Source organism: Pseudomonas sp. JL27(2026), assembly GCF_056933555.1.
In genome coordinates, this window is the sequence record NZ_CM167794.1 from 3,984,401 (window position 1) to 4,000,722 (window position 16,322).

The window sequence follows — 16,322 nt, forward strand, 5'->3', positions numbered from 1 at the left end:
GCGAAGAGGCCCTCAAAAACACCGCACAAGACAAAGGATCACATCATGCCCACCCTGCGCAAAATCCTCATCGCCAACCGCGGTGAAATCGCCTGCCGCATCCAGCGTACCGCTCAGGCCCTGGGCTACCGCACCGTGGCGGTGTTCAGCGACGCCGACGTCGGCGCCTTGCATGTGCGCATGGCCGATGAGGCAGTCAACATCGGCCCGGCTGCGGTTCAACAGTCCTACCTCAACAGCGCCGCAATCATCGACGCAGCGTTGCGCACCGGGGCCGATGCCATCCATCCCGGTTATGGTTTTCTCTCGGAAAACGCCGAATTCGCCACAGCCTGCGCCCGGGCCGGCCTGACCTTCATCGGCCCAAGCCCCGAAGCCATTGAATTGATGGGCAGCAAACGCTTGTCGAAAATCGCCATGCTCGCGGCCGGTGTGCCGTGCATTGGCGGTTACCAGGGCGCCGAACAGGACGATGCCACCCTGAGCCGCGAGGCCGAACGCCTCGGCTATCCCCTGATGATCAAGGCCAGCGCCGGTGGCGGTGGACGCGGCATGCGGCTGGTGCACAACGCCGGCGAGTTGCCTGAACAGCTCCGCACCGCCCGCTCCGAAGCCTTGCACGCCTTTGGCAGCGACGAGCTGATTCTCGAGCAAGCGCTGATCGACCCGCGCCACGTCGAAATCCAGCTGTTCGGCGACCAGCACGGCCACCTGATCTACCTCGGCGAGCGCGACTGTTCGATCCAGCGTCGCCACCAAAAAGTCATCGAAGAAGCGCCCTGCCCGGTGATGACCGCCCAATTGCGCCAAGCCATGGGTGACGCGGCCTTGAAGGCGGGTCGTGCGGTCAACTATGTGGGTGCGGGGACCGTGGAGTTCCTGCTCGATTCACGGGGACAATTCTACTTTCTGGAGATGAACACCCGCTTGCAGGTCGAGCACCCGGTCACCGAACTGATTACTGGCCTGGACCTGGTGGCCTGGCAACTGGACGTCGCGGCCGGGTTGCCGCTGCCGTTGCGTCAGGAGCAGGTCCAGCTCAACGGGCATGCCATCGAAGTGCGTTTGTACGCCGAAGACCCGGCGCAAGGCTTTTTGCCCCAGACCGGCCGCGTGACTCGCTGGGAACCGGCCTTGCAGGACGGTGTGCGGATCGACCACGGACTGCTGGAAGGCCAATCGGTCAGCCCGTTTTATGACCCGATGCTCGGCAAAATCATTGCCCACGGCGCCACGCGCGAAGAGGCCCGGCGCAAGTTACTGCGAGCCGTCGAAGACAGCGTGTTGCTGGGTTTGCAGAGCAATCAACGGCTGCTGGCAGGCCTGCTTGAGCACCCGCAATTCATGGCCGGCGATTTCAGCACCGGGTTCATTGCCCAGTACTTTGCCGATCACCCCAGCCTGCACCCGCAAACACCCACGCCTACCGAACTGGCCATTGCCGCCACCCTCTTCTATCAGCAGGCGGCCCACGCCCACCCGCCGACGCTGGCCGGCTGGCGTAACAACGCCAGCGTGCCGCTGCGCCAGCGTATTGGCCGAGGCGATGACCGCTGGACCAGCGAGCTGACCGCCCAACCCGATGGGCACCTGCGGGTTGAAGTGGCCGGGCAAACCCTGCAACTCAAACCACTGCAACTCGACGACCGCCACGCCACGCTGGAGATCAACGGTATCTGCCGACGTTACGCCTACCACCTCAATGCCGGGCAACTGTGGCTGTTCACCCGTCCCGGCGGTCTGCTGCTGGAGGACCAGACCCAGGCGCCAGTCGCCGCCCAGGCCAGCCTGCACGGCGGCACCCTCAAAGCGCCAATGGATGGCGCCATTGTCCAGGTACTGATCCACGAAGGCAGCCAGGTCAGTAAAGGCCAACTGCTGGTGGTGCTCGAAGCGATGAAAATGGAGCATCCGCTCAAGGCCGGTATCGACGGCGTGATCAAACGGTTGCAGGTGGGCACCGGCGATCAGGTGAAAAACCGCCAGATTCTCTTGGAGGTTGAATAAGCCGCTAGGCGGATTCGCCGGGTTTGGCTACGCTCAGCCTCATTGAGAGCTGTAAATCAGGAAAGCGGCGATGCCCCACTGGCTGGTAATTGATCTGGAAGCCACAACCGATGAAGGCGGCTGGCCAGTGGCCGAGATGGAAATCATCGAAATCGGCGCCACACTGGTCAACCGTGAAGGCCGCGAACAGGACCATTTTCAGCGCTTCGTACGGCCCCTGCGACGGCCGCTGCTGACACCGTTTTGTCGGGAATTGACGCGTATTACCCAGGCCAGTATCGACGCGGCCCAGCCGTTGACCGATGTCTGGGCGTCGTTCGAGCGCTGGCTCGCGCAACATCAGCCACGCCTTGAAGGCTGGGCGAGCTGGGGAGATTACGACCGCAAGCAGCTGGAACAGGAATGGCAACGTCATGCCCTGCACAGTGCCTTGAACCACGTCCCGCACATGAACCTCAAGCAACGCTTCGCCAAGGCCCGCCGACTGGAGCGGCCGCTGGGGCTCAATGGCGCGCTGCAATTGGCTGGCATGCAGTTCAACGGCCAACAGCACCGGGCCCTCGAAGACGCCCGCAATACCGCGCGCCTGTTGCCGCTGATTCTTCCGGCTCACAGAGGTGACGACTGAAAGACCCTTGTGCATACTGGCCGGCCCTTTTTAGCCCATTTCGAGGAATCGCCCATGTTTAAAGTCAACGAGTACTTCGACGGCACCGTCAAATCGATTGCCTTCGGCACCGCTGAAGGTCCGGCCACGATTGGTGTCATGGCACCGGGCGAATACGAATTCGGCACCAGCCAGCGCGAAATCATGCACGTGGTTTCCGGCGCCCTGACCGTCAAACTGCCTGACAGCAGCGACTGGGAAACATTCGCCGCCGGTAGCCAGTTCAATGTGCCTGCCAACAGCAAGTTTCAGCTCAAGGTTGCCGTCGATACCGCTTACCTGTGCGAGTACCGCGGCTAAGGGTTTCACCTATGCAAAAAAATGCCCGTGTCCATGGACACGGGCATTTTTCGTTCAGGCCGACAACACCGTCATTCGAGAACGGTCACCGGCATGCCGACTTCGAGGCGGCCATTGCTGTCGTTGACCAGGTTCTGGCCAAACATCGCGCCATCCTCTTGCGCTCGGTATTGCTGCAACGTGGCCAAGGGCTCACGGTCTTCACTGCGTTCGCCGGTCTGCGGGTCGATGGTGGTCAGAATGCAGCGTGAGCACGGCTTGACGACGCGAAATTCGACATCGCCGATCCGCACCCGCTTCCAGCCATCCTCGGCAAACGCAGCGCTGCCTTCAATGACCAGATTGGGCCGAAACCGCAGCATTTCCAACTCACGGCCCACTCGCTGCGACAAGTCTTCAAGGGACGCCTGACCGATCAGCAGCAATGGAAAACCGTCGGCAAACGCGACTTTATCGTCGTCTTTTCCATAACCGGCCTGAGTGGTGCGGGCCAGCGCCTCGGGCACTTGCACCAGACGGGTCGGTTTGCCAATGAACTGACTGACCCACGCCCCGGCCGCGTCGCCCGCGTCGGGTACGCGCAAGGTGTCACGCCAGATGGTCACGCCACGCAGTTGCGCATCGGCGGCGGGCAACGCCACGTCAATCGGCCCGTGGCCCGGCGCGCTGAGCGTCAGGCCGCCTGCGGCGTTCCACAGCGCCGACAATTGACTCATCTGCGCCACCGCACGCTGCGTCAGGAAACGCCCGCTGGCCTCATCCACCAGCATCCAGCGTCGATCCCCGTCCAGCCCCAGCCGGTCAAGATTGACCTGCTGCAAGGTTTCACCCTTGCCCGACTTCAACGGGTATCGATACAGCGCGCTCAGACGCAACATGGCCAGCTCCCTGGTGGGCAAAAAACGCCACGATATACGAGCCGGCCGACGAAACAAAGAAGCACCTGATGGGCAGGTCTGATACCGGCCTCAGGCGCCCCCTCAGGCCGGGACTTCGTCGAGCATCAAACGCTGGCGTACCACGTCCACCAGTTTGTCCGGCTGGAATTTGGAGAGGAAGTTGTCACAGCCGACCTTCTTCACCATCGAGTCGTTGAAGCTGCCGGACAGCGAGGTGTGCAGCACCACATACAGCCCGCGCAGGCGTGGGTCGTTGCGGATTTCGGTGGTCAGGCGGTAGCCGTCCATCTCAGGCATTTCCGCATCGGTGAAGATCATCAGCAGCTTGTCGGTCATCACCACGCCGGTATCGGCCCAGGCCTTGAGCATGTTCAGTGCCTTCAAACCGTCACTGGCGATGTGCATTTTCACCCCGAGCTGGCCCAGGGTGTCGCGCAGTTGGGACAGGGCCACATTGGAGTCATCCACCAACAGCACTTCACGACCACGGGCGCGTTCCAGCACCGGATCGTCGAGTTTGTCGCGGGACACCTTGGCGTTGTACGGAACGATCTCGGCCAGGACCTTCTCGACGTCGATGATTTCCACCAGTTGATCGTCGACCTTGCTGATAGCCGTCAGGTAATGCTGGCGACCGGCGCTGGTCGGTGGCGGCAGAATCGCTTCCCAGTTCATGTTGACGATGCGGTCGACGCCGCCCACCAGGAACGCCTGAACCGAACGGTTGTACTCGGTCACGATGATGGTACTGGTAGGGCTGGGCACCAACGGGCGCATGCCGATGGCCTGGGACAGGTCGATTACCGGCAAGGTCTGGCCGCGCAGGTTCACCACGCCGCACACGAACGGGTGACGCTGCGGCATCAGGGTCAACTTCGGCAGTTGCAGGACTTCCTGCACCTTGAATACGTTGATCGCGAACAGCTGCCGTCCCGCCAGGCGAAACATGAGAATTTCCAGGCGATTCTCACCCACCAGCTGCGTGCGTTGATCTACCGTGTCGAGAATGCCGGCCATTAATGACTCCTGGGCTTGTTCTGATGAATTCACTAAAAGAAGTTATCGGCGGTGATCGCCGGACCTTGACCCTGATACAAAATGCCATGCAAAGGCATTGATGTCACATTAACATCATGGTTTACTGGCCACGCCATTTCATCAGCTGCATCCCCTCGTTGCGCGACCTCTGTCGCTGCACAAGGTTCCTCTGTGTAAGGGATTCCCCTACCCACAATCAGGTCTAACCTGATGTTCGCAATATCCAATAGCCATTAATGTGACGCCATTCTCATTGCATGAATGGAGTCAGGCTTTTGTTTGTACTCGCAGGATCGTGGCCAGGCGCCTTATCAAGCCTACCAGCCTCCGCAATTCAAGCCTTGCGGCTGGCCATTCACGGCTTGCTCGATACAGGCTGCGCACACTCGCTCGCCACTTCCGGCCCTGCGCGCACTGCAAACAAACTGCATCACGCCTCTTTGACCCTCGCGAATTCCTGCGACTCCATCCGGTCAACCCTCGGCGCTGCCTCAGGGTCACTCGCCACACGCGACATTCCCTCACCCGACATGACGTTGCGGAGAAAAGCATGCTGAAAGACGGTAATGACTGGCAGCATAGACTTCCCGGGTTTCTGCTCGAGGCCGAAACATTATTGGCCAAATCCGAGGAATGCCTGTGTCATCTGCAACTCATCAGCAACGACAAGGACGCCGTCGATTGCCTGCTGAGTACGTTACTCAAACTTGCCAGCAAGGCAGATGCACTGGCATTGCGGGCCGTATCCGAATTCTCGCGGCATATTCATGGTCTGCTGAGCCATGCGCCGCCCCAGATGGATCTGCATGAAGAAGCGCTGGGTGCCTTGAAAGACTGCTTCACACTGATAGCCTGGCAACTTGAGCTGATTGACCCCACTACCGGTCAACTGAGCCTGGACGAAAGCGAGCAAACCTCGCTGATCGAAGCCTTTGCTTCTCAGGTCGGGCTGAACCAGCCCCGGCTGCCGTCCCCCTCAAGATCATTCACCCGGCATAGCTTCTCATTGCGACAAGCTTGAGTGGTGCAACTCGACAGCCAAGATCGAATGCAATCATCAGGACGATGGGCCTTGCATCAAATCGGTCGTAATTGAATACCCCATATCCAACAACGACAGCTTTGAATTAACTGGTAACTAATAATTCCCCCTCAGTGCCCGGCAAATGATGCATTGCAAAAAAGGGATATTTTCCAAAAACACTTTGTGCATGATGACGATAAACATAGAACCCGAAAAACTGGAACCATCGTCCAAACTGCTACTCATTTCCTGACGCTTAGGACATATATACCGAACGCGACCAACGGTATCTTAAGTGGTAGTATGCCGCCTGTTAGTTGATGCACTTAGTGGCACCGTGATTTCAGATTGCACATCCCAGGCATTCGATTCCGGTAAAAATCTGCACGTGACTCAGGCCAACTATTCAAGTAACCGTTTTCCAGACAGAGACCTGTCAGTTGCCAGACCGGTCTACCCGCAGCGAACACCCATTGGCTCCATCCGCTATGTACGCCAGCCTCAAGTCCTTCGCCACCTGGCCACCCTCCCGAAAAAAAGCACGTCAGTTCACGCTGTTGCTGTGCACCCTTTCGGCACTCGGTTGCTTGCTGGCCTATTGCATGACCCGTCAATTACCGTTGGGGCTTGTGTTGGTGAATCTGGCGGCAATGATCTGCGTCTGGATTCAATATTTACGCTCGGGCAAATCCATCAAGTTCCAGCCTCAGGAACTGGCCGATCGTTTGCTTGAAGTCCAGGAGAACGAACGTCATCGCCTCAGCCGCGAGCTACACGACGACATCGGTCAACTGCTGACCGCCGCCAAACTTCAAAGTGAATGGCTGAAACGGCGCTTGCCCGAAGACTTGCAGGGCCAGTGTTCCGTTCTGTGCGAAACCCTCGAAGAAACACTCACCAAAGTTCGCGATGTGTCGGCCATTCTCAATCCCCGACAGTTGGCGAGCCTGGGGCTTGAAGCCAGTTTGCGCGCGCACATGCTCAAGACGCTGGCCAATACGCCGGTGCACTGGAGCCTGGAGTGCAAGCAGCGGCTGGCCGGGATTCCCGAAGAGATGGCAGTGGCGGCATTTCGTATCACGCAGGAAGCCATCACCAACATCCTTCGCCACGCCCAGGCACAGAATCTGCTGGTCCAGCTCCAGCGCCTGCCTCAGGGATTGACGTTGTTCATCAGCGACGACGGCCAGGGGTTTTCCCCGGCGGCCAATCCCGGCCAGGAAGGTCAACGGGGCATGGCAGGCATGTCAGAACGGATCGATCAACTGGGCGGGACCTTGACCGTGACCAGCGAACCCGGCAAAGGTACACAAATCGAAGCACTCTTCCCCTGGGCGCCCCGGGCTCGTGAGCGGGCCAGTACGAATAAGGTTTTACATTGACTTGTAATTTGCTTCTGGTGGATGACCACTCCCTCATCAGGGCTGGCGTACGTGCGCTGGTCATGGACATTCCAGGCTATGCCGTGATCGGTGAAGCCAACGACGGCTCCCAACTGCTTGGCATGGTCGAAGCGCTCAGCCCGGACATTGTGCTGCTGGATATTTCCATGAAGGAAACCAGCGGCCTGGAGGCGTTGGAAAAACTCAAGGCCATCCGCCCGCAGAGCAAGGTGCTGATCTTGTCGATGCACACGGACCCGGCGCTGATCATGCAGGCCCTCGAATCCGGTGCCCATGGCTACCTGCTGAAGGACACCACCGCCACCGAGCTTGAACACGCGCTCGAAGCCTTACGCAACAATGAGCGTTACCTGAGCCCGGCCATTGCCCACACGGTGATCAACCAGGCCTTGACCCGCACTCAGAAAAACCAGCCGGAACCGGCAGACACCCACAACCTGACAGCACGTCAGCTGGAAATCCTGCGCCTGATCGTACGCGGCAAATCCACGCGGGAAATTGCCAACGGCCTGGGCTTGAGTATCAAGACCGTTGAAACCCATCGATCGCAAATCATGAAGCGCTTGCAGATCTACGACGTCGCGGGCCTGGTGTTGTTTGCCGTGCGCGAGCAAATCATCAGCCTGGATGACTGAGTTTTATCGAGCCGCCCAGCAAGGGTGAATCCTGCGGAAGGTGTACCCGCAGCGCCGCCGGGCGTATGGAAAAACGCAAGTTCTCACCTTGCAGCGGCTCGCCATCCAGGTTGATATACAAACCTTCCGACACCTTGATTTCGACCCACGGCAAGCGTGCTCGCACAAACATGTTGTCGATGCCCCAACCATCGGCCAACAGGTCCCTCAATGTCCCGACCAATTCCTGCGGCGCGGGCAAAATGCTGATGTCCAGCAAACCGTCGTCCGCCAGAGCCTGCGGGCACAACACGTGACCTCCTCCGGCCTGCCGGCCATTGCCGATACCCAGGGCGAGCAGTTCGCCACGCCAATGAAAGCCCGGCCCCTGCAACTCCCCATACGCGGCGTGCAGCTCGTTGAAACGTGACAACCCGGTAAACAAATACGCCGCACCGCCGAGCACTTTCTTCAAGTCTTCCGAGGTGTTGGCCGTCACCTGGCTACCAAACCCGCCCGTGGCCATATTCAAGAACATCTGGCCGTCGACTTCCCCAAGATCAATCGCATGAGCCGGTGCGTCCAGCAGGTCTAACGCCTCTGCCACAGTCAACGGAATGCCCGCGGCACGGGAAAAGTCGTTGGCCGTGCCCAACGGCAGGAGCACCAGACTGGCATCGGTGGCGCACCGCGCCATGGCCTCGGCGATGTCACGCAATGTGCCGTCGCCGCCTCCGGCAATCAGTTGCGTATACCCCGCCGCCAGCGCTTCACCGACCAGTCGCTGGGCATCGCCTGCCTCCCATGTCAGTCGAACCGCCAACTCCCAACCTTGCTCACGTCGACTCTCGACAGCCGCCCGTACATCCTCGTTGAGTGCTTGCTTGCCGTGCAAAATCAACAGTGCCTTGCGCTCGCTCATGGTGTCACTCCGTCCATTTGAATGCCTGTGGGGTATGTGACCTCACAGGCACCAGAAAGAGCCAAACACAGTGGAACTCATTACAGCCAGGCGCCATAGATCCTACAAACGATTTACGCACGGTTACTTTTCTTACAGGTGAAGACGAATCCCCTCAATTGACGGGTATGGGTGATTCATAGACCTTTGTGAACGCGGTCACCACACACGACACAAGGAAGTGCAAACCCATGTATGGAAACACCTGGACTGCCTCATCACGCACGATCAGCATCGGGGTGCCATTGTCCACCGGCATCAAAAAAAGAAGCGGTACACATCATGCCCAGCCCTGAGTTAAAGCTGTCATCCGCGCCATCCACACGACTGGTTAGCGATGACGCCCTTCATCAGGCCGAACGCAACCCACGAGAAAAACCCTGTGGGGCACGAGGTATTGAACATCACGTCTCTGAACTGGAAACCCACCTCAAATACCTGCGAAGAGACATGGACGAAGTGCGCAATGACCTCAAGTCCATCAAACACAGGAACGCCTACTCAACAGGCGCGGCGGTGGTGATCATCGGGGTGGCGGGCTGGATCGCCAACAGTCGGTTCGACCAACTGGTGCAGTTATTGACTCGCTGAACACGATCAACAAACACGCAAGCCCGACGGTGACGCCGGGCCCGGCACAACCGTGAATGGGTCCTAGCCCAGGACTTCGCTCAACGGAATGAAACTCACCAAGTCCCCCTCACTCAGCGTGCACGCCTCCATCACCTCAACCAGCCCCTCGGCCCAGGCGGCGCTGCGCAGCACGCCTGAACTCTGGTTCCTATAGATAACTGCCCGCCCCTGATCCAGACGCCCACGCAAGTATTCCCGGCGATTACCCGCCTTGGACCAGACAAATCCTGCTGGTACCTGAAACTTCAGCGGCTCGACGTCTTTCACACCTTGGCGCCGCAGCAGATAAGGGCGCGCCAGCAACGCGAACGTCACCAGCGTTGACGCAGGATTGCCCGGCAAACCGATCACCGGCACACCGCGAAAATGCCCAAACGTCAGAGGTTTCCCAGGTTTGATAGCCAATTTCCAGAGCGCCAGCTCACCTTCTTCGCGCAAGGCGATGCCAAGAAAATCTGCCTCACCGACCGATACACCGCCCGTGGACAGAATCAGATCCACATCCCCCAGCCCTGCTAGACGGCTGCGAGTCGTCGGTAAATCATCCGGCAAGATTCCAGCATCAATGACTTCGCACCCCAGACGCTGTAACCAGCTACACAGTAGGACACGATTGCTGTTGTAGATTTGGCCCGGGCCCAGCGCCTGACCCGGCTCGATCAACTCATCGCCAGTCGACAGCACCGCCACCCGCACCCTGCGCACCACCGTCAGGTCTGCGCAGCCCAAAGACGCCGCCAACCCTTGTTCAATGGGACCCAGGCGCGTACCGGCCGATAATACCGTCTCACCGACGGTCGTTTCCTGGCCTTGAGGGCGTATGTTCTGCCCAGCGTGCATCACTTCGGTGAAACGCACTCGCTGATCGGCCTGCAACTCAGCGTTTTCTTGCATTTGGACACAGTCGGCACCCGCAGGCACTGGCGCACCGGTGAAGATCCTGGCGCAGGTACCTGGCGTCAGCGGCTCGGGCGCTTGCCCGGCGAAAATTTTCTGACTGACCACCAGCGGCTCACCTGCCCAGTCAGCCAGGCACAACGCATAACCGTCCATCGCACTGTTTGGCCAGGGCGGTAGATCCAGGGTTGATACCAGGTCCTCGGCCAGCACCCGACCGGCTGTTGCAGCCAGCGGCAAGCACTCGCGCTCGACAATCGGCGTGGCTTCGGCCATTTCCAGCAGCCGTTGCAGGGCCGCCTCGACCGGCATCAGCGCATCCGCTTTGCCTGGCTTACCTGCGGGATTCACAAAGTGCCGCCTGTTTCAGATGGGCCACGAAATTGCACGGACGATGCCGTGAATCCAGTTGTTCAGCCAGAATCCCGTCCCAACCGGTGCGCACGGCATTGGTTGAACCTGGCAGGCAGCACACCAGCGTGCCATTGGCCAGCCCGGCCAAGGCTCTGGACTGCACGGTCGAGGTCCCGATATCCACAACTGAAATCTGTCTGAACAACTCACCAAAACCGTCGACCTGCTTGTCCAGCAGGCAACTGACCGCTTCTGGCGTGCTGTCCCGACCGGTAAACCCTGTGCCACCGGTAATCAACACAACCTGCACGACATCATCGGCAATCCAGGTCGCGACTTGCGCCCGGATTTTGTAGAGATCATCTTTAAGCAGCACCCGAGCTGCCAGGTTATGGCCAGCAGCGCTCAAGCGGTCGACGAATACCTGCCCCGAGGTATCGGTTTCCAGCGTGCGCGTATCGCTGACCGTCAGAACCGCAATATTGAGCGGTGCGAAAGGTACATCAGCCTTGGCTTTCATAGGCTCGTCCAGTTGTAGGGGAAACAGCCCGGTGTTATATCACAGCGCCCCCTTTTTTCGCCGCCCTCCGGGAGAAGCCTAATGACCTGCGACACCCTTCTTGCACCGTGTTCCATTCTGCTTCTGGCTGGCGGGCGCGGCCAACGCATGGGCGGTCAGGATAAAGGCCTGCTGGAGTGGCAAGGCCTGCCACTGATCGCACACCTGCATCGGTTGACCCGGGGCTTGACCAACGACCTGATTATCTCCTGCAACCGCAACCCGGAACGCTACGCGCCCTATGCCGACCAGTTGGTTCACGATGACGACGGTGATTTCCCGGGCCCTTTGGCCGGAATCCGTGCAGGCCTGAAAGCCGCCCAGCACGGGCATTTGCTGGTGCTCCCCTGCGACGTTCCGCGCATAGATGCCGACCTGCTCGCCGCCATGCGCGAGACCGCTGACCGACAACCGGAAAAACCGCTCATGCTGCGTCACGGTGAACATTGGGAGCCTTTGCTCTGTGTCATCCCTGTGGCACTGGCCAGTGCCTTTGAGAAAGCCTGGGCCGAGGGCGAGCGCAGCCCTGGACGGGTCATGCGAGACCTTGGCGCTAGCGCCCTGCAACTTCCCGAAAATGATCCCCGGCTGGCCAATCTGAACACCCCGGAACTGTTACGCCTGCATAACAGCGTGTCAGATTGACACTAGCCAAGGAACTTGCACGCGATGTATACGTCTCAAGGTCAGTAACCAAAAGTAATCATTTTCGGAGACACACCATGACTCAACGGACCCTCGCCACTTTCATGCTTGCCTTGGGCCTAGCCACCCTCGCTGGTTGCGCTTCGCCAACGGTGATCACTCTGAATGACGGTCGCGAAATCCAGTCTGTCGACACCCCAAAATTCGATTCCGAGTCGGGTTTCTATGAATTCGAACAGTTGGATGGCAAACACACCCGCATCAACAAAGATCAGGTTCGTACCGTTAAAGATATGTAAGCCACGGCTACACATATAAAGCCCGCCTCGTGCGGGCTTTATCGTTTAGATCACCACTGCAAGGTGATTTCACTCTTGAACTCGCGTTCCTGCCCAGTGACCGGGTCGACAAAACGCAACCCCTGAGCCAGCAACTTCAGAGGGTTGGCGTAATCATCCTCGGCGTCCTTCACAACTTCGGGATAAAACGGATCATTGCAGATACTCGCCCCCAATGCCGTCATGTGCACCCGCAACTGATGCTTCTTCCCGGTCACGGGATACAACCCATAGCGCCACAAGTCACCGTTCTTTTCCCTGACCTCGACAGCGGTCTCGGTGTTGCTGACGCCAGGACCTTCCTGCATGCGAAAAAACGGTTCGCCATCGATCAATCGGCTTTTATGCACCAGAGGAAAGGACAGCTGCGGCAAGGCGCGGGCGATGGCTTCATAGCGCTTTTCAATTTGCCGGGTCGGGAACAGTGACTGATAAGCCGAACGGCTTTGCGGGTTGGCAGAGAACAACACAAGCCCTGCAGTGTGCCGGTCAATACGGTGCAAAGGCACCAGATGCGGGTTGTCCAGACGCCGAATCAAGCGGCGCAGTAAGGTCTGCTCCACATATTCACCGGCGGGTGTGACCGGCAGAAAATGGGGTTTGTCCGCCACCACCAGATGTTCATCGGCGTAGAGGATCGTTTCGAGCACGGGAATGGCTTTTTCGTCGGGCACTTCACGAAAGTAGTGAATGCGCAGCCCTTCCTTGTAAGGCAGATCAAGCGCTATGGCATGACCTTGACCATCAAGAACGCGCCCCCTGGCGATACGGTCCAGCCATTGTGCCCGGCTGATGGCACTGAAGTGGGCACATAGGCAATCAAGCACGGTCGACCACGAACCCGGCGGCAGATAAAGCGTACTGGCCTGGTTCTGTGCGGCAGAAAAAGGGGAAGAAGACATACGAAAACTCTGACGAAAAAAGCAGGCCCGCATTATCCCGCATGGGGCGAAGTGAACCTAGGACAGATTCCCACGAGTCATGCCGTCTCCAACGCCCGTTGCGAGGCGGCCTCGGTAAACTCTTTCAACCAGCGCAGCACATCGACAGCCTCCCAGCGACCCGGATCATAAAGCGCATAGAGCAAGCCCTGATAACCCACCACGTCCAGTTGCCGGTGATAGCCTGCGCGCTGGAACAACGCTTCGATTTCGGCAAAGCAGGTATTGAAATGCAATTTGTTGAAGGGCGTTTTCCCTTCCGTGACCAGACCATCGAGACGTAACTCGAGGACAGCCTCGCGCACCACCTCAATAGACATCCGGTTCACGCTGTTTTTCAGTTGTTCGACATTGACCATGTTGCATCCCTCTCGTTGTATCGTCCGTTTGATGCCTTTCAGCAATACCTGCCTTGTCGACGTCCAGATCGTCTCGACTCACGCTCATCGCCAGCATGAGTAAAGCAGGTGGACGTCCAGCCCTGAAAAGTCGCCCTCCATTCAGGGCCAAGCAAACGCACGCAATAGCTGTATATGCGTACAGTAACCGAATAATTGCAATCACGCCAACGCAGAACAAGGGAAACACGACGGGCGCAACGGCAGCCCTCAGCGCAAGAACGCCACGACCTGCTCGGTATCAAACGGCCAGCCTAGCTCCGCCCCGGTATCGACACGGCGCAAGACCGGAATGCGCAGGCCATAGGCCTCAAACATCGCTTCACTGTCTGCAATGTCGACCAGTTCCACCAACAAGCCGTGCTCGACCAGCGGCATGACTTCCGCTTCGGCGAGTTCACAGAGGTGGCAACCAAGGGTGCCGAACAATTGGCATTCAGGAGGCATGACAATCAAACCAGTAAAGAGGGGGTGATTATTCTAGGCCCGTCATGAAAAACCGTCGAGCCAAAGGCCGTTAGCCCTTGAGGCCCATGGCAAAGGACGATTCCAGCCTGTTACGCAAAACCCTGACGCACATCATTCTGCACACGAGCCATTTGAGCGATGCTCGCGGCTTTTTTTGCCTCTACGCTTGCTTGTCTCAAACCCCGAAATGGAGTGTTCCGTGTTTGCCAATCTGTTGATCATCCTCGCCTCATCCCTGGTGGTGATTGCGCTGTTTCGGCGCCTCAAATTACCCCCCGTGCTGGGCTATCTGTGTGTCGGCCTGCTGGTGGGGCCGACCGCGTTCGACTGGGTGAACGACAGCGAAGACTTGCCGGACCTCGCCGAACTGGGCGTGGTGTTCCTGCTGTTTTCACTGGGGCTGGAGTTTTCCCTGTCGAAGATGCTCGCCTTACGCCGTGTCGTGTTCGGCCTCGGCAGCCTGCAAGTGTTGTGTTCCAGTGTGTTGCTGGGCAGCCTGCTGATGGCGTTTGGCATGCCGGTCACCGCTGCATTATTGCTCGGGGCGGGGTTGGCGTTGTCGTCCACGGCGATTGTCAGCAAGGAGCTGACCAGCCTTGGCGAGATTTTCAGCAGCCACGGTCAGAACGCGATTGGGGTGCTGTTGTTCCAGGACGTCGTTGCCGTGTTGCTGCTGACCCTGGTGCCGGTGTTCGCCGGCAACAGCGACCAGGCCTGGTATTGGGCATTGCCCATCACGCTGGGCAAGACACTGGTGCTGTTCGTCGGCTTGCTGCTGGCCAGTCGCTGGTTGTTGCCACGACTGTTCCATGAAGTCGCGGCTTCCCATTCCGCCGAATTGTTTGTCCTGCTGGCACTGGTGATTGTCCTGCTGACTGCGTGGCTGACTCACCTGCTCGGGCTTTCTCCTGCACTCGGTGCATTCCTGGCGGGCATGTTGTTGGGTGAAAGCCATTATCGGCATCAGATCGAAGCCGATATCCGCCCGTTCCGCGACATTCTGCTCGGGCTGTTTTTCGTCAGCATCGGCATGTTGATCGACCTGCAATTGTTTGCCAGCCACGGCCTGCTGATCCTCGGCTTGACGCTGACACTGCTGCTGGTCAAGGGCTGCGTGGTGGCGGCGCTGGTCAAATGGCGTGGCAGCGATGGTGAAACCGCCTGGCGCAGCGGCCTGGCACTGGCTCAAGGCGGGGAATTCTGCTTCGCGCTGATGGCCCAGATGCAGCAGAGCCAGTTGATGCCCACCGAGTTGAGCGGCCTGCTGCTGGCCGCAACATTCTGCTCGATGCTGGTGACGCCGTTGTTGCTGCGCGCCGCGCCACGCATTGCCGCACACCTGCATCGCAAACCCAACGAAGAGGCGAAACTTGACGAAATCACTGCACAAAATGCCGAGTTGCAAGGGCATGTGGTGATCTGTGGCTATGGTCGGGTGGGTCAGTCCATCGGGCGTTTTTTGCGCCGCGAAGCACAAGGTTTCATTGCCCTGGACGACGACCCGGTGCGGGTCCAGGAAGCGGCGGCTGGCGAGAGCTGCGTGCACTACGGTGACTCCCGGCGTGGTGAACTCCTTGCTGCCGTAGGCCTTGAACGTGCGCGGTTGCTGGTCATCGCCGTGGACAAGACCGACATCGCCATGATCGTGCTCAAGGAGGCACGGCGGATCAACCCTCACGTGCCGATTCTGGTGCGCACCCGCGACGACAGCCAATTGGCCGAACTGAAAGCGGCCGGGGCCAATGAGGTGGTGCCCGAGTTGCTGGAGTCGAGCCTGATGCTCGCCTCCCATGCGCTGATCATGCTCGGCTTGCCTGAACCCCAGGTTCAGGAACGCGTCAACGAAGTCCGGCACAATCGCTATCGCCTGCTGCACGGTTTTTATCACGGCGCTCAAGCCAATTTGCTGGACAACCGGGGTCAGCCGAAAGTGCTGATGCACGCCGTCAACCTGGCGGCAGACGCCCATGCCTGTGGTCTGCACCTCAGTGATCTGGGGCTGGAGCAACTGGGTGGCGACGTTCAGTCGATTCAGCGCAACGGCACCGACCTGCCGATGGACAAGCCCGGCCTGTTGCAAGTCGGCGACAAGGTGCTGATGTCCGGCACCCTGTCCGCGATCGAGGCCTGCGAGGCACGGTTGCTGGCCGGGCAGTAACCCCATCGCGACCGCAGG

Annotated in this window: 18 protein-coding genes; 10 read left to right on the forward strand and 8 right to left on the reverse strand. The window is 59.1% G+C overall.

Features of this window, described 5'->3' with window-relative positions:
* The first annotated feature begins 45 nt into the window (after nt 1-45).
* From AC1Z1G_RS18075 to ppnP, 3 genes are all read left to right on the forward strand, one after another.
* The gene (locus AC1Z1G_RS18075) at nt 46-2,007 is read left to right on the forward strand and encodes an acetyl/propionyl/methylcrotonyl-CoA carboxylase subunit alpha (protein WP_483621467.1); all 1,962 of its coding nucleotides are present in this window, start codon (nt 46-48) and stop codon (nt 2,005-2,007) included.
* A 70-nt stretch (nt 2,008-2,077) separates the two neighbouring features.
* Nucleotides 2,078-2,635 (forward strand): 3'-5' exonuclease, encoded by a 558-nt coding sequence (locus tag AC1Z1G_RS18080; RefSeq protein ID WP_483621469.1) that lies wholly within the window; start codon nt 2,078-2,080, stop codon nt 2,633-2,635.
* Nucleotides 2,636-2,689: 54 nt separating this feature from the next.
* Nucleotides 2,690-2,974 carry a pyrimidine/purine nucleoside phosphorylase gene (gene ppnP / locus AC1Z1G_RS18085; RefSeq protein ID WP_007940055.1) on the forward strand — a complete coding sequence of 95 codons (285 nt, stop codon included), beginning with the start codon at nt 2,690-2,692 and terminating at the stop codon, nt 2,972-2,974.
* A 71-nt stretch (nt 2,975-3,045) separates the two neighbouring features.
* On the opposite strand, the gene AC1Z1G_RS18090 is transcribed toward ppnP, so the two are convergent.
* Both AC1Z1G_RS18090 and AC1Z1G_RS18095 read right to left on the reverse strand, forming a co-directional pair.
* Nucleotides 3,046-3,852, reverse strand: a complete 807-nt coding sequence (locus tag AC1Z1G_RS18090) for an MOSC domain-containing protein (RefSeq protein WP_483621471.1) — start codon at nt 3,850-3,852, stop codon at nt 3,046-3,048.
* Nucleotides 3,853-3,954: 102 nt separating this feature from the next.
* On the reverse strand, nt 3,955-4,890 hold the full coding sequence (locus AC1Z1G_RS18095) for a chemotaxis protein CheV (protein WP_347901251.1): 936 nt from the start codon (nt 4,888-4,890) through the stop codon (nt 3,955-3,957).
* 571 nt (nt 4,891-5,461) lie between these two features.
* Between AC1Z1G_RS18095 and AC1Z1G_RS18100 the strand changes: the two genes are divergently transcribed.
* From AC1Z1G_RS18100 to AC1Z1G_RS18110, 3 genes are all read left to right on the forward strand, one after another.
* The gene (locus AC1Z1G_RS18100) at nt 5,462-5,932 is read left to right on the forward strand and encodes a hypothetical protein (protein WP_483621475.1); all 471 of its coding nucleotides are present in this window, start codon (nt 5,462-5,464) and stop codon (nt 5,930-5,932) included.
* 491 nt (nt 5,933-6,423) lie between these two features.
* Entirely contained in the window at nt 6,424-7,317 is an 894-nt protein-coding gene (locus tag AC1Z1G_RS18105) for a sensor histidine kinase (RefSeq protein WP_483627905.1), read from the forward strand.
* Entirely contained in the window at nt 7,314-7,973 is a 660-nt protein-coding gene (locus AC1Z1G_RS18110; RefSeq protein WP_483621477.1) for a response regulator transcription factor, read from the forward strand. Before AC1Z1G_RS18105 ends, AC1Z1G_RS18110 begins: the two co-directional genes overlap by 4 nt.
* Here the strand turns inward: AC1Z1G_RS18110 and yegS are convergent.
* Entirely contained in the window at nt 7,957-8,874 is a 918-nt protein-coding gene (gene yegS, locus AC1Z1G_RS18115) for a lipid kinase YegS (protein ID WP_483621479.1), read from the reverse strand. The two genes, AC1Z1G_RS18110 and yegS, sit on opposite strands and share 17 nt — an antisense overlap.
* A 321-nt stretch (nt 8,875-9,195) precedes the next feature.
* Between yegS and AC1Z1G_RS18120 the strand changes: the two genes are divergently transcribed.
* The gene (locus AC1Z1G_RS18120) at nt 9,196-9,504 is read left to right on the forward strand and encodes a hypothetical protein (RefSeq protein ID WP_483621481.1); all 309 of its coding nucleotides are present in this window, start codon (nt 9,196-9,198) and stop codon (nt 9,502-9,504) included.
* Nucleotides 9,505-9,567: 63 nt separating this feature from the next.
* Here the strand turns inward: AC1Z1G_RS18120 and AC1Z1G_RS18125 are convergent, their stop codons facing one another.
* Nucleotides 9,568-10,794, reverse strand: a complete 1,227-nt coding sequence (locus tag AC1Z1G_RS18125; protein WP_483621483.1) for a molybdopterin molybdotransferase MoeA — start codon at nt 10,792-10,794, stop codon at nt 9,568-9,570.
* Nucleotides 10,778-11,317 carry a molybdenum cofactor biosynthesis protein B gene (gene moaB, locus AC1Z1G_RS18130; RefSeq protein ID WP_483621485.1) on the reverse strand — a complete coding sequence of 180 codons (540 nt, stop codon included), beginning with the start codon at nt 11,315-11,317 and terminating at the stop codon, nt 10,778-10,780. The genes AC1Z1G_RS18125 and moaB overlap by 17 nt, the downstream gene beginning before the upstream one ends.
* An 81-nt stretch (nt 11,318-11,398) precedes the next feature.
* On the opposite strand from moaB, the gene mobA reads away from it, so the two are divergent.
* A complete protein-coding gene (gene mobA, locus AC1Z1G_RS18135) occupies nt 11,399-12,001 on the forward strand; it encodes a molybdenum cofactor guanylyltransferase MobA (protein WP_483621487.1) in 603 nt (200 codons plus the stop codon).
* A gap of 77 nt (nt 12,002-12,078) precedes the next feature.
* Nucleotides 12,079-12,300 carry a YgdI/YgdR family lipoprotein gene (locus tag AC1Z1G_RS18140; RefSeq protein WP_483621488.1) on the forward strand — a complete coding sequence of 74 codons (222 nt, stop codon included), beginning with the start codon at nt 12,079-12,081 and terminating at the stop codon, nt 12,298-12,300.
* A gap of 50 nt (nt 12,301-12,350) precedes the next feature.
* Here AC1Z1G_RS18140 and AC1Z1G_RS18145 read toward each other — a convergent pair whose 3' ends face one another.
* The 3 genes from AC1Z1G_RS18145 to AC1Z1G_RS18155 form a co-directional block, all read right to left on the reverse strand.
* On the reverse strand, nt 12,351-13,241 hold the full coding sequence (locus AC1Z1G_RS18145) for a pseudouridine synthase (RefSeq protein WP_483621489.1): 891 nt from the start codon (nt 13,239-13,241) through the stop codon (nt 12,351-12,353).
* Nucleotides 13,242-13,318: 77 nt separating this feature from the next.
* Nucleotides 13,319-13,639, reverse strand: coding sequence for a transcriptional regulator (locus tag AC1Z1G_RS18150; protein WP_483621491.1), 321 nt, complete (start codon nt 13,637-13,639; stop codon nt 13,319-13,321).
* A 249-nt stretch (nt 13,640-13,888) separates the two neighbouring features.
* Complete coding sequence (locus tag AC1Z1G_RS18155; protein ID WP_347901261.1) at nt 13,889-14,125, reverse strand: glutaredoxin family protein; 237 nt, start codon at nt 14,123-14,125, stop codon at nt 13,889-13,891.
* A gap of 220 nt (nt 14,126-14,345) precedes the next feature.
* Here AC1Z1G_RS18155 and AC1Z1G_RS18160 point away from each other — a divergent pair, with 220 nt between their 5' ends.
* Nucleotides 14,346-16,304, forward strand: coding sequence for a cation:proton antiporter (locus tag AC1Z1G_RS18160; RefSeq protein WP_483621493.1), 1,959 nt, complete (start codon nt 14,346-14,348; stop codon nt 16,302-16,304).
* Nucleotides 16,305-16,322: the final 18 nt, after the last annotated feature.